The organism is Bradyrhizobium sp. 23AC (assembly GCF_054863025.1).
In genome coordinates this window covers 56,044-68,681 of record NZ_JAVAYN010000014.1, presented here as the reverse complement: position 1 = coordinate 68,681, position 12,638 = coordinate 56,044, and the positions used below count along the sequence as shown (strand labels likewise).

The following is a 12,638-nucleotide window of genomic DNA, read 5'->3' as shown; positions in this document are numbered from 1 at the left end:
CGGGGTATCAGTGGTCCTGAGGCTCTTTCTCTCGCCGGCGTTGTCCCGAGCCCGGCGGTTTCAACGGCAGGTCAGCCGGTGCGACGGCAAAGACTTCGAGGGCCTGGTCGTAGCCTTTGATGGTCCGCTGTCCGAGCGATGCCAACGGAACGCTATCCCTTACCCTTCCAGCGATAGTGGGATCAGCCAGGATCTGCGCGTCCTTCGCGAGATTGCAGAGCCGCGACGCCAAATTCACCACGGCTCCCATCGCCGTGTAGTCTAGCCGACCATTATAACCAACCGTTCCTACCGTTGCCGGTCCCATGGCAACGCCCACACCAAAGCCGATCGCGTGGCCTGCGTCGCACCATTTGCCGGCAAGGGACTGCACCGTCATTTGCAGGTCGATCGCGAGCCGGACCGCTTGGGTTGCCGGCTGTTCACATGCGACCGGGGCATTGACCAGGAGCATGACTCCGTCGCCATCAAAGCCGATGAGCGTTGCCTCGTGACGAGTCGTCACGGCGCCGACGGCCTCGTAATACTCTCGCATGACGGCCATGATGACATCGGGTTCATTGCGGGTGGAGAACGCCGTGAAGCCGCGCAAGTCGCCAAAAATGACAGCCACTTCGCGTCGCTGCCCTTCGAGCAATTCATGAGAATGCTCGACCAATTCGGCGACCTGTGACGGCAGGAACTGCTTCAGCCGTTCGATCCGCGCAGATTTCTGCTGCGAGATCGCCAGTTCAGAAGCCATTTCATTGAAGCGCAACGCCAGTTGCTGCAACTCGTCACCGCTGAAGATTTTGATGCGATGCTCGAATTGTCCGGTTCTGATCCGCTCCACGCCCTCTTCCAGTTGCTTGATCGGCCCGGACATTCTGTGCGCGCGCCAATAGGCGAGCGCCAGCGCGATGAGAACACCAAAGGCAATGAGAATTGACGAGCGCCACAACGCCGCGCGAATTGATGCAAAGGCTTCCGAGGCCGGCTGCATCGCGATCACCGTCCATCCCACATCGGCGGCCTGAACGGATAGCGCCACCACCGGGTTGCCTTGGTCCCCGGTTATCACCGCCGCTCCGCTCGCCGCGCCGGCGAGATGCTTGATCCGGCCGAAACTGCCCGAGCTGGCGCGGCCGCGCAGGACCTGACTGATATCGGGATGTGCGATCAGATGACCGGAATCATCGACAACAATGGCGTGGCCGGTCTCGCCAATTCTAATGGCTGCGATGACATCCCAGATCAGCTTCAGATTGACCTCGGCGATGGCAATCCCCGCGGCCGGCAGGCTCCCGGCAACCGCGATCCTCATGTAGGGCTCTGAATCTCGCTGGTACTGAACCGGTCCGTACCAAACCTTGTTGGCGCGTGCGCCCAGAACAGCGGGATCCGTAGACATATCAATGCCGCGCCCGGTCCTGTTCAGATGCAGCCTGGAAACAAAGACCCGTTCGGTACCGGTCTCATCCAGAAGCGAAACCGAAACGATTGCGGGCACCTGCTGGAGGAGGCGCAAGGCATCGATCTTATGTTGCGCATCGTCTCCGGCAGACCAGGGAAGCTGCACCATCCAACCCAGCTGATCTCGGATGCCATCGGTGAACGCCTCGATCCTGTCGGACGCCGCGCGAGCATCGGCCTGCAGCACCGCGCTGATCTGGCGGCGCTGGTCTCGGTAACCGAACGAAGCCTCGACGGCCGCGCCGAGTATCAGAGGCACGACCGCAGCGACAAACAACGTCGCGAAGTACTTGCAGAACAGCGAGCGACGCGGGGGCATCGTACACGAAGAGGATTGCGCAGCACCGTCCGTCATAACGACTCTCAGGAAATCACCTTGCTGGCGCGAAACAGGATCGACGACACATCCAGGTCGAGACCCAGAAGCCTGGCTGTCTTCAGATTGACTGCCAGTTCAAACTTCTCGGGGCGCATCACCGGAAGATCTGACGGATTTTCACCGCGCAGGATGCGATCGGCATAAGTGGCAAGCCGATAATAGGTCGTGCGCTGGTTTGCGCCGTAACTCAAGAGACCTCCAGCGTCACAATATTCAGACCAGCCAAACATCGAAGGCAGCCGGTGCGCGATTGCAAACTCCGCAATCTTCGCACGATGCACCAGCGTCACAGCATCGGGAAATACGAGGAGAGCGTCCGCGGCCACCTTGCCGGCAGCCATCAACCCATTCTCGATTTCGCGAGCGCCACAGAACGGAACGTAGGCTGCCTCAATGCCGAGCTTCCGGCACGACTCCAAAGTCGCACGCCATTCCAATGGCTCTCCCGGATGATCCGTGTTGGAGAAGACCGCCAGTTTTCGCAGCTTTGGATAAATGTCCTTGAGCAGCTCAACGCGCTTTCCTGCCAGCTCGAGCGACAGAAATGTGCTGCCGGTGAAATTTGTGCCGGGGTGAGCAAGGCTCTTCACCACACCCAAAGCGACGGGGTCACCGCTCAATGCAAACAGCACGGGGATGTCGGTGACCGCAGTCATGACGCGTGTCGCCGGACCGCTCGAGACCACAAGGTCGATATCCCCTCGCTGCAACTCGGAGACGATCTTGCGCAGTGCCTGCGGATCTCCGGGAGCATAATGCGTCTCGAAGGTTACGGTCTTGCCCTCGACGTATCCCAGCGCGCGTATTCCCTCGCGAAAGCCGTCCAGGAAGGGATCTGGTTGGGACTCGGTGGAGACCCAGAAGATCCGATGCAGCTTGGCTCCGCCCTGCGCTCGTGCGATCGCAGGCCAGACCAGTCCGCCACCAATCAACAAGATGAACTCTCGTCTTTTCATGCGAGCACCTGTCGAAGCTGCGCCGTCAATTCCGGCCGCAGACCATGATCCTAGCTGTGCATCTGGTGACTGCGCTCGGTATCGCGCTCCGCAAGCGGACTGTCGCGACACCGGCTCCAACATTTGTCGCCGCGAGCATGCTCAGTGATTGGGCTGGTGAGACGATTTGTCCTTGAGATGCGCTTGATTTTTGCTTGAGACCGGCCGATCGAGATCAAAACGGCCTTACTCGTTACATCGCGCGGTGTCTAAACACCTCGGGCGCGGATCCGGGCGAGCTACGGCGCCTCAAGAGGACAACCGGAACTCACATCAGGAGCCAGTGCCTCGGCTTCTTATATGGTGTGACTGCAGCGCGCCCTTCGGTAGTTCACGCGCTAGCTCGCCGTCAACGTCCCGCCATTCAGCGCCTTCCGGATCATCTCGGCGAGCTGGTTGCGGCGATAGGGCTTTGTCAGCAGCATCACGCCGTCATCAAGCTTGCCGTGATGGACGATGGCGTTGTCGGTGTAGCCCGAGGTGTAGAGCACCTTCACGCCCGGCCGCAGCTTGGCCACTTCGTCGGCGAGGTCGCGTCCGCTCATGCCGCCGGGGATGACGACGTCGGTGAAGAGGAGATCGAACGGCTCGCCGGCCTCGATCAATTCCAGCGCCGTCCGGCCGTCGGGCGCGGCAATCGTCTTGTAGCCGAGGCTCTCGAGCTGCGCAGTGACGAAGTTGCGCACGAGGTTGTCGTCCTCGACGACGAAGATGATCTCGGCGCCGCCTTCGACCTGCGGCGCGGCGGCGGCTGCGACGTCCGCCGTGCCTTCGCCCGGCGGCAGATAGAGCTTGATCGTGGTGCCGTGGTTTTCCTCGCTGTAGATCTTGATGTGGCCGCCGGACTGCTTGACGAAGCCGTAGACCATGGAAAGGCCGAGGCCTGATCCCTTGCCGACTTCCTTGGTGGTGAAGAAGGGCTCGAACGCCTTCTGCTGGATGTCGGGCGACATGCCGGTGCCGGTGTCGCTGACGGCGAGCATGACGTAGGGGCCGGCCACCACGTCCGCATGGGCCTGCGCATAGGCCTCATCCAGCACGACGCGGTGGGTCTCCAGCAGCAGCTTGCCGCCGTTCGGCATGGCGTCGCGCGCATTGATCGCCATGTTGAGCACGGCATTGGTGAGCCGGGACGGATCGATGTGCGCGGTCATCGGCCCCTGTTCCAGCACGGTCTCGATCTGGATCTGCTCGCCGAGGGTGGGGCGCAGGAGTTTCGCGATGTCCGCGATCGCGGCGTTGATCTCGACGTTGCGCGGCTGCAGCGGCTGCCTGCGCGCAAACGCGAGCAGATGCTGGATCAGCTCGGCGCAGCGCTCGGCGGCATCGTCGATCAGCCGCGCCGCGCGCTGGAGCTCGGGCTGCTGCTTCAGGCTCGCCACCAGCGTCTCGGTGTTGCCGGAGATCACGGTCAGCATGTTGTTGAAGTCGTGCGCGACGCCGCCGGTCAGCTTGCCGATCGCGTCCAGCTTCTGCGACTGGTACAGCTGTCGCTCGGTCTCGCGCGACATGGTCGCGTCGTGATAGACCAGCACCGCGCCCGTGATGTCGCCTTGCCCGTCCAGCATCGGCCGGCCGCTGATCATGAGATGGCGGGGAGGATTGCCGCTGTGCGGGCGGACGATCATCTCCAGGTCTTCGAACTGCTCGCCGCGCAGCACGCGCACCGAGGGCAGCTCGTCGGCCTTCATCGGCGTGACGCCGTCGCCGTGAAACACATCCGACAGCGCGCGCAGATTGCGCAGGTTCATGCCGGCGCGATGCAGCAGCATGCGCTCCGCGGCCGGATTGGACAGCAGGACGTTGCCCTCGGCGTCGATGACCAGCACCGCCTCCGCCATGCTGTGAAACGTGCTTTGCAGCACGTTGACCGACAGGCGCAGCTCGTCATGCGCGGTCACCAGATGCTCGGTGCGCTCGGCCACCGCCGCTTCGAGTGCGTGCTTGGCGGCTTGTGTTTGCTCGAGCGTGCTCTGCAGCTGCACCGTGGCGCGCTGGCTCTCGCGCATGACCAGCGCGACCAACAGCAGGATCAGCACGGCGCCGGCGACGTCGATGCCGAGCAGCACGATGCCGGTACGGCGTGAATCCTGGGAGCGCGCGGTGAGCTGGCGTTCTTCATCCGCGCTCAGATGGTCGAGATTGCCCATCACCGTGTCCATCAGGCCGCGGCCCTCGGCCTTGCTGTTGAGCGCGGTAATGCCGGCCTGGTCGTTCGCCGCGCGCAGGCGCATCGCTTCGGCGGCGATCTCGACCCGGCGCAGCGCCAGCGGTTCGGTGCCCTCCAGCAGCGCGACCTGATCGGGATTGTCGCGCACGCCGCGCTTCAGCTCGGCCAGCGCCGGCGCGATCTGGACCCGCACGCTCTGAAACTCGTCGGCAAGCGTCTGGCTGCGATAGAGTTCATAGCCGCGTGCGGCGCTCTCGGCGCGGCGAAGCAGCACGCGCAGATCGGAGATCTTCTGCTGCACCTGGACGGTGTGATTGACCCACGTCGCGTCGGACCGCGACTTGACGTCGAGGGCGATCGAGGCCGCGGTGATGATCAGGAGGATGGCAAGTCCGGCACCGAGAATGACGCGCTGCGTTGGGATCAAGGGGATTCTTTCTTGTCCTTCGGCTGTGCGCTCTCGCCCGGACCGGCGAGGCATTCCCGGATCGTGGTCAGCAGCGCGTCCGGCGTGAACGGCTTGCGCAGGCAGCGCGTTGCCCCGAGCTCCAGCGCCATGCGGAGGAAATCGGGAGAGGGCGAGGCGGATGAGGCGAAGGCATAGCCGGACATCGCGATCAGCGGAGTAGCCGGCGCGCGCTCATGAAAGATGCGGATGGATTCGAAGCCGCGCATATGCGGCATGAAGATATCAACGAGCATCACCTCAAAGGCCTGCGCTTCCAGCGCAGCCAGTCCTGTTTCGCCGCCGTCGGCCAGCGTGACGTCGAAGCCCTGACGTTGGAGGAGGACCTCGATGGTCGCGCCGACCATCGGATCGTCATCAACCACGAGAATACGCGGCATGACACTTCCCAGTAATCGAAGTCCCCACTGTGATTGGTGATATCCGCGAATCGTGTCTCGGGTCAATTTTGGATTGGATCAGGGTAGATATGCACGGTGCGGTGCATAGGGCTGCGGCGTGCAGTTCCGTCAGGTGTTTCGGGCCATGTGTGTCATCCACACGTCATGGATCGCGCAAAAGCGCGCGCGGCACGCGAGGTGCGAGCAACTTCGATGAAAGGTTGAAGCAAAGTCGAGGGGATCGCGAGGCCAGACGCGAAGAGGTCGTCTCGAAGGACGAGGCGGGCGTTCAGGCGTTGCAAAGAATCATAGCCGCTTCCTGCCGTCACGCCGAGACGAGGAAGGATGACGGCAACGGCTCAGCCCGGTCCAGCCAACATCAATAGCGCGCGACGACCGGGCCGCCGAAGCGGTAGTTGACGCGTGCGGTCACCTGATCAGTGGTCAATCTGCCGGTCGTCGTGCCGGCTCCTGCCGTGCCGCCGAAACCGTCGGGGATCACGATGTTGACGCTGCGTCTGCCGAAATCCGAATGACGATATTCGGCCGCCACGCTCCATTGATTGGCGAACGCCCACTCGACGCCGCCGCCGAGAGTCCAGCCCCAACGGGTTTCCGAGCCGCTGCCGGCCGACGTGAAGGTGCCTGCGGGGATGGCGATACCCGGACCATTCACCACCGTCGCCTTGCTGCCGCTGACATCGGCGACGGCGGCGCCACCGGTTGCATAGAACAGGACGCGGTCTGCCGTGAACCCGAGCCGGCCGCGGAACGAGGCCATCCAGTTGATATGACCGTAATCGACCGTCACGGTCTGGGTGACCGGCGTGCCGATGATGAGCGGAGCGCCGAAGGTCCGCGATCGGGTTTCGGTGGCCCCATCAAAGCCCGTGCCGGCGGCATCGGCTTCAATACCGAGCACGACGCGCTGCACCTGCCAATTGTATCCGGCCTGGAGACCGCCGATCACGGCGCTCTTGGTGCCGGGTCCCGTCAACGTATCCAGTTGTCCGGGGAAGAGGGTTGGGACCGCGGCGTTCGGCGGCAGGACGATGAAGCCTGGAAAGACAACGCCGTTGTAGGTGTCCGACGAATTGCGGCTCCAGGCCCCGCCGATATTTCCGCCGACATAGAAGCCGGTCCAGCTGAAAATCGGCGCCGGAACTGCCACGGGTGCCTTGACCGCCATGTCAGCGGCATCAGCCGTCGCAACTCCTGCCAACAGGGCGCTCGCCGCCACCACCACGATCGTGCGCGTCTTCATGCCCGTCCCCAAAATGTGTTTGGCAATTCTTCGTGCCGGAATTCGGCAAGCTTAGAAGCCTGTCGAGCCGAATGCTGTCACTCGCAGGACACATCCGCAGATATTCAACAACTATTTCAGGAACGAACCGGCAGACTCAACCCGAAGTTTAGACCGCCGGCGACAGGCCTAGTCGCTTCCCCCTTTTGCAGGGCATCACCGGGTGGACTGGGGAAATTGCAGGCGGCTTGGAGAACGCACATGGGCGGCGCCAGCCATCACCGGCGCGGCCCATGCGATTTGTTGCATCGATTGTTCAGGCCGTCTTACGGGCAGGGATGCCGCTGGCCGTCATAACCGAGATAGGTGCCCGACGCCGGGTCGTATGATTTGTAGCGCTGCGCGCAATAGGCAGGGTCGCCGCCGCTATCCGGGACCACCGCCACGGACGGCTCATCATAGTAGCTGTCGCCATAGTAGTAGGGGTCATCGTAATAGCCGCCGCCGTAATAGGCATACGAGCCGAGCCCGCCGATCGCCGCACCGGCCGCGAAGCCCGGCCAGAAACCGCCGCGACGATGGTGATGATGCCAGCCTCCGCCGCTCCAGTTGCCGCCGCGGCCTTGCCAGGTGCCGCCGTTGGCGGCTGCAAAGTTACGGCTGACGCCACCGGTGAAGGACGTGCCGCCGCTCGGACGTACCGCTGGGCCGGCCGCGAAGTTGCCGCCACCGCCCTGCAACGCGGGGCCGCCGCCAATTCGTGCTCCGCCACCGAAGCCGCCGCCACCCATGCGCGCGCCGCCGCCACCACCGAAGTGAGCGCCGCCGCCACCGCCACCGCCGAAGTGAGCACCACCACCACCACCGCCGACGTGGCCGCCACCACCGCCGCCACGGCCACCGCCGCCGGGCCCCTGTGCAAAGCTCGGTGAGGTCATGGGTAGAACGAGCGCCAGCGCTGCGGCGGCACTCAAAACTTTCAGACTTTTCATGATAAAACTCCTTTCCCGGAAGCAAACCCTATGAAAGGGCTGGGGTTCCTGGGATCACGCCGGTTTGCGCGTGAACGGAGCCTCGCTCTCAATGGCTGTACCCGGCATGAACGGATCGCGTCCGATTTGCGGCAGCGTTCATGGCGAGGCCGGCGCATTTGCCGAGGGCACCGCCGCCCCGCCGAACTGGACATTTCGCCGCCCGGATGGCATCAGGACCCGACGAAGCAGGGCCCTTGCCGCATGAAACAATTCTTCCTCAAGTTCTTCACCTGGTGGAACGGCCAGACTTTTGGCACCCAACTCTGGACCAAGCGGTACGGAGAGCTGGTCGGCCAGGACGAGCAGGGCAATCTCTACTATCGCACCCGCGGCGGGGCGGTCGATCCCACGCTCGGCTTCGAGCGACGCTGGGTGGTCTATAACGGCTATGCGGAAGCCAGCCGGATCCCGCCGTCCTGGCACGGCTGGATTCATCACGTCGTCGATGTGCCGCCGACCGAGGCCAACTATCAGCCGCGCGAATGGGAAAAGCCGCACCAGCCGAATCTCACCGGCACGGCAAAGGCCTATCGGCCCTCGGGCTCGACGCTGGCCAGCGGCAAGCGTCCGAAGGCGACCGGCGACTATCAGCCCTGGACGCCTGGCTAACTGCCCGCGATCTTCCATCGTTCGACTGGGATGCATCCGCATCCGCATCACGCCGCTGTGGACAACGGGAACAGCGGGGATGACGCTTGCGCGGTCGTTGCACTGATGCGGGCGATGCGGCTCAATGATCCCATCTTACGGAGATGGGAAACCATCGCGTTCGGTTCGGGCAACAGCTCGCGACTGTCCCGAAATGCAGCGGCCGCCGACCAGGACTCGATCGGGAGATAGGCCCCCGGTCTGGAAGGTCCGAAATCGCCCGATGTGAATGTGCAGCCGCCGTAAGACAGGAAAGGCCGCTCGGGAAACCGAGCGGCCTTTTTCTTTGAGGCACTTCGTCGGCCGGTTTGTGCGCCTCAGTCGTAGCGCACCTTCGGGAAGAAGTCGCCGCGGCCTTCAGGCGTCATGTCGAGCAGGCCCCAGAGCGGATCGACCAGATCACCGGCGCGATGATGCTGCTTCGGCGCGGGCGGCGCGAAGCTCATCTCCGAGCCCCAGAAGTGCCTGATCTTGCCGTTCGCTCTCTTGAAGACGTTGAAGATCGTTTCGTCCCAGTTCTGCCCCTCGGGAACGTGGTGCTGCGCGCGCATACCCTTGGAGAATTTCGAGGTGTCGCCGAAGTAATCCGCGTCAAAGCTGTTGCCGGCGGTGGACAGCAGCGACAGATGTTCCCAACCGCGTTCGTGGGCCCAGGCGGCGAGACGCGCGATCGGCGATTTTGCAACAATGTGAAGCGCGGCACGCTCGCCGACATGCCTTGCGGCGCCGTCGAGCCCGTCAAGCAAATGGGTGCAGCCGGGGCAGGGCAGCTCGCGCTCCGGTCCATACATGAAGCTGTACAGGATCAGCGTGTCATGCGGGCCGAACAGTTCCGACATCCTGATCTGTTCCGGCATGCTCGTTTTGCCGATGCGCTCGAAGACGTAATCCTGGGGCACCTCGCCACCGAGCGGCAGCGCGCGACGCCTGGCAGAAACGACCTCAATCTGAGCCCGGAGGGCAATCTCCTCATCCAGCAATGCATTTCGCGCGGCACGATACTCAGTGCTTTCGTTGGGGTAGTGGAGATGCTCCATGATTGCGCTCCGGATGCTGTGAGTTTCGTGCGGGCTTAACTCGCCCCCCAAAATCTCAGTTCCACCGCCGAAGGTGGAATGCCTACATCAGACGCGCCGCCGCGCGTTCGACGGCATCGAGGCGGTAGGCCTGCAAAGGCTCAATGCGCTGCTTGACGGAAGCGAGCACTTCTGCGGGCGCGGTATCGGGCGAGCCGGAAGTGAACGGGGGCGCCGGATTATATTCGATCCCGAGCTGGATCGCCTCCGCCGTGGTGCGGTCGATCAGCGTCGACACCAGCGTCAGCGCGAAATCGATTCCTGCGGTGACGCCGCCGCCCGTCAAGCGATTGCGATCGACGCAGACACGCGCCTTGGTCGGCGTCGCGCCGAACTGGCTGAGCATCTCCATCGCGCTCCAATGGGTGGCGGCGCGGTAGCCCTTCAAAAGGCCGGCGGCGCCGAGCGCCAGCGAACCCGTGCAGACCGAGGTGACGTATTTGGCGCCCTCGGCCTGCCGGCGCAGGAAGTCGAGCACCTCCTCGTCATTGAGCAGGTCGTCAGTGCCGCGGCCGCCGGGTACGCAGATGACGTCGAGTTGCGGGCAGTCGGCGAATGTCGTGGTCGGCGTCACGATGAGCGCGGAATCGCTCGGCACCGGCTCGATCCGCTTCCAGATCAGGTGCAGCTTCGCGCCGGGCACCATGGAGAACACCTGCAAGGGACCGGTGAAGTCGAGCTGGGTGACGCGCGGAAATACCAGAAGACCGATCTGGAGCGGTGACGACATCGGCAGGTCCTCTAAAGATGAGCTTGACGCGGGAAGATTGGCATGGTGCGGTTGTGTCTGAAATGGCGTAATTCCCTCTATTTCGGACGCAGGCTATGATCGGCATCCTGATCTTCCCGGATTTCCAGCTGCTCGATGCGGCCGGCCCGATCTCGGTGTTCGAGGTCGCGGCGCGCTGCACCGGCAAGACGCTTGCGCTGCGCGTGCTGGCCGCGAGCGCGGGACTGGTGCGCAGCTCGTCGGGCGTCGAGATGATGGCGCGTGATTTCAAGTCGGCGAATGCGATCACGACGCTGGTGATCGCGGGCGGCGCGGGCGTTGCGGATGCCGCGCGCTGCGAGGTCACGCGCGCCTTCGTGCAGCGGCTGGCGCGGCGCGGCGTGCGCGTCGCGAGCGTCTGCTCGGGCGCCTATGTGCTCGCCGAGGCGGGGCTGCTCGACGGCCGCCGCGCCACCACGCATTGGGGACGGACGCGCGATTTCGTCGCGCGTTATCCGAAGGTGAAGTTCGAGCCGGACCAGATATTCACCCGCGACGGCAATGTCTGGACGTCGGCCGGCATTACCGCCGGCATCGATCTGGCGCTCGCGATGGTCACCGAGGACCATGGTGAGGAGATCGCGCAGCAGGCCGCGCGACAGCTCGTGCTCTACCATCGCCGCAGCGGCGGCCAGTCGCAGTTCTCCTCGCTGCTGGAGCTGAAGACGCCGAACGGCCGCTTCGGCGCGCTGTTGTCCTGGGCGCGCGAAAATCTCGACGCGCCGCTGACGGTGGAGGACCTCGCCGATCGTGCCGGCATGAGCGCACGGCATTTCGCCCGCGCCTTCGCCGCGGAGACCGGCACGACGCCCTCGAAGGCGATCGAGCGGCTGCGGCTCGAAGTCGCGCGCGAGCGCGTGCAGTCCTCACGGGAGGGGATCGAGCTCGTCGCCGAAGCGACCGGCTTCGGTGACCCCGAGCGCATGCGCCGCGCCTTCATCCGCGCCTTCGGCCAGCCGCCGCAGGCGCTGCGGCGCGCGGCGAGGGCGGGTTAGGGGGTGCTTGTCGCAGCAGAGCTGGAGGTGTTCGCGCGTACCGTCAGGCGCCGCGCGATCGGCATCAGCATGTAAGGCGCAAGGTGAATCGGAAACTGTGTCATCGCGAAGTATAGCCAGGTGGTAGGCGGTAATGCGCTGGCCGTCGCCGCCAGCATCAGGCCGAGATTGCGCTGTGACACCATCAGCCCGAGCGCCAGCGCGCGCTCATAGCCGATGCGGCGGAATAGCAGCGTGGTGATCGCGAGCAGGGTGAAATAGATCGCGAATGAGAGAGCTGCGAGGCCGAGGGTGAACAGCGGCTGTGCGAGAAGGTCGCTGACGACATCGCCCATGATCGCAGCAGCGAAGATGAAGAGGATGATGATGTTGAGGCCGTCGATCGGCGTCTTGTGACGCTGGATCGCCTCCGCGCCGAAGATCCATCTGATGGCGGTCGCCGCCAGCAGCGATGCTGCGAGGATGCCGAGCAGTTTCAGGCCCAGCGTCAACGGCGTGACGCTGAGCATGTCGCCGAGGAAGAGGCCGGCGAACATCGAGGCCGTGAAGGGCACCAGCGCGGTCGAGGTCACCAGCGTGATCAGCACGAGCGTGGCATCAAGACCCATCAGCGCGGCCAGGGCCGGAGAGGCCATCATCGGCGAGGCCATGCTCTGGAGCATCAGTGCGAGCGAAAGCCCGGGCGCGCGAGCCGTGAGTCCGGTTGCGTGGGCGATCAATCCGACGATCAGCGGCACGCCGATCGTGGTCCAGGCCGTGGCGGTTGCAACCAGCGCCGGCCGGCGCAGATGCCTGTAGAGGGCGGCCAGATCGACCCGCATGAAGGAGATGCAGAGCAGGCAGAGGATCGCCTCGGTGAGATAGGGACGCAGCAGCGCGCCGAGCGGTGGCACCGCGGCCGCGATGAATACGACAGCGGCGACTCCGCGCGTGCCCTGGCCGCCGAGCCATGTCAGGACGCGCAGCGGGAAGGTGATGATGGTTTGGAGAAGGAGAGGCATCGGTATCGTTGGTGCGTCGGGCTACGGGAC

Annotated in this window: 11 protein-coding genes; 2 read left to right on the top strand and 9 right to left on the bottom strand. The window is 64.1% G+C overall.

Annotation, left to right across the window (positions count from 1 at the left end):
- Positions 1 to 7 precede the first annotated feature (7 nt).
- The 6 genes from RAD10_RS27495 to RAD10_RS27470 all read right to left on the bottom strand — a co-directional run bounded on the left by RAD10_RS27495 (position 8) and on the right by RAD10_RS27470 (position 8,077).
- Entirely contained in the window at positions 8 to 1,807 is a 1,800-nt protein-coding gene (locus RAD10_RS27495) for an adenylate/guanylate cyclase domain-containing protein (protein ID WP_461619953.1), read from the bottom strand.
- Positions 1,808 to 1,815: 8 nt separating this feature from the next.
- A complete protein-coding gene (locus RAD10_RS27490) occupies positions 1,816 to 2,787 on the bottom strand; it encodes an ABC transporter substrate-binding protein (RefSeq protein ID WP_461619952.1) in 972 nt (323 codons plus the stop codon).
- Between the two features lie 377 nt (positions 2,788 to 3,164).
- On the bottom strand, positions 3,165 to 5,423 hold the full coding sequence (locus tag RAD10_RS27485; RefSeq protein ID WP_461619951.1) for a CHASE3 domain-containing protein: 2,259 nt from the start codon (positions 5,421 to 5,423) through the stop codon (positions 3,165 to 3,167).
- Positions 5,420 to 5,842: a response regulator gene (locus RAD10_RS27480; protein ID WP_104464395.1), complete on the bottom strand. Its 423-nt coding sequence runs from the start codon at positions 5,840 to 5,842 to the stop codon at positions 5,420 to 5,422. The genes RAD10_RS27485 and RAD10_RS27480 overlap by 4 nt, the downstream gene beginning before the upstream one ends.
- Before the next feature lie 379 nt (positions 5,843 to 6,221).
- Positions 6,222 to 7,106, bottom strand: a complete 885-nt coding sequence (locus RAD10_RS27475) for an outer membrane protein (protein ID WP_461619950.1) — start codon at positions 7,104 to 7,106, stop codon at positions 6,222 to 6,224.
- A gap of 305 nt (positions 7,107 to 7,411) precedes the next feature.
- A complete protein-coding gene (locus tag RAD10_RS27470; protein ID WP_461619949.1) occupies positions 7,412 to 8,077 on the bottom strand; it encodes a BA14K family protein in 666 nt (221 codons plus the stop codon).
- 243 nt (positions 8,078 to 8,320) lie between these two features.
- Here RAD10_RS27470 and RAD10_RS27465 point away from each other — a divergent pair, with 243 nt between their 5' ends.
- Positions 8,321 to 8,728: an NADH:ubiquinone oxidoreductase subunit NDUFA12 gene (locus RAD10_RS27465; protein WP_028144863.1), complete on the top strand. Its 408-nt coding sequence runs from the start codon at positions 8,321 to 8,323 to the stop codon at positions 8,726 to 8,728.
- Positions 8,729 to 9,084: 356 nt separating this feature from the next.
- On the opposite strand, the gene RAD10_RS27460 is transcribed toward RAD10_RS27465, so the two are convergent.
- Positions 9,085 to 9,804 carry a DUF899 family protein gene (locus RAD10_RS27460; protein WP_461619948.1) on the bottom strand — a complete coding sequence of 240 codons (720 nt, stop codon included), beginning with the start codon at positions 9,802 to 9,804 and terminating at the stop codon, positions 9,085 to 9,087.
- A gap of 82 nt (positions 9,805 to 9,886) precedes the next feature.
- Entirely contained in the window at positions 9,887 to 10,573 is a 687-nt protein-coding gene (locus RAD10_RS27455; RefSeq protein WP_461619947.1) for a DJ-1/PfpI family protein, read from the bottom strand.
- Between the two features lie 95 nt (positions 10,574 to 10,668).
- On the opposite strand from RAD10_RS27455, the gene RAD10_RS27450 reads away from it, so the two are divergent.
- Positions 10,669 to 11,607 carry a GlxA family transcriptional regulator gene (locus tag RAD10_RS27450; RefSeq protein ID WP_461619946.1) on the top strand — a complete coding sequence of 313 codons (939 nt, stop codon included), beginning with the start codon at positions 10,669 to 10,671 and terminating at the stop codon, positions 11,605 to 11,607.
- On the opposite strand, the gene RAD10_RS27445 is transcribed toward RAD10_RS27450, so the two are convergent.
- The gene (locus RAD10_RS27445) at positions 11,604 to 12,608 is read right to left on the bottom strand and encodes a Na+-dependent transporter (protein WP_461619945.1); all 1,005 of its coding nucleotides are present in this window, start codon (positions 12,606 to 12,608) and stop codon (positions 11,604 to 11,606) included. The genes RAD10_RS27450 and RAD10_RS27445 overlap by 4 nt on opposite strands.
- Positions 12,609 to 12,638: the final 30 nt, after the last annotated feature.

Coding starts and splice junctions, on each gene's coding strand:
- RAD10_RS27495 (WP_461619953.1), bottom strand. CDS start 1,807: ATGACGGACGGTGCTGCGCAATCCTCTTCGTGTACGATGCCCCCGCGT.
- RAD10_RS27490 (WP_461619952.1), bottom strand. CDS start 2,787: ATGAAAAGACGAGAGTTCATCTTGTTGATTGGTGGCGGACTGGTCTGG.
- RAD10_RS27480 (WP_104464395.1), bottom strand. CDS start 5,842: ATGCCGCGTATTCTCGTGGTTGATGACGATCCGATGGTCGGCGCGACC.
- RAD10_RS27475 (WP_461619950.1), bottom strand. CDS start 7,106: ATGAAGACGCGCACGATCGTGGTGGTGGCGGCGAGCGCCCTGTTGGCA.
- RAD10_RS27470 (WP_461619949.1), bottom strand. CDS start 8,077: ATGAAAAGTCTGAAAGTTTTGAGTGCCGCCGCAGCGCTGGCGCTCGTT.
- RAD10_RS27465 (WP_028144863.1), top strand. CDS start 8,321: ATGAAACAATTCTTCCTCAAGTTCTTCACCTGGTGGAACGGCCAGACT.
- RAD10_RS27460 (WP_461619948.1), bottom strand. CDS start 9,804: ATGGAGCATCTCCACTACCCCAACGAAAGCACTGAGTATCGTGCCGCG.
- RAD10_RS27455 (WP_461619947.1), bottom strand. CDS start 10,573: ATGTCGTCACCGCTCCAGATCGGTCTTCTGGTATTTCCGCGCGTCACC.
- RAD10_RS27450 (WP_461619946.1), top strand. CDS start 10,669: ATGATCGGCATCCTGATCTTCCCGGATTTCCAGCTGCTCGATGCGGCC.
- RAD10_RS27445 (WP_461619945.1), bottom strand. CDS start 12,608: ATGCCTCTCCTTCTCCAAACCATCATCACCTTCCCGCTGCGCGTCCTG.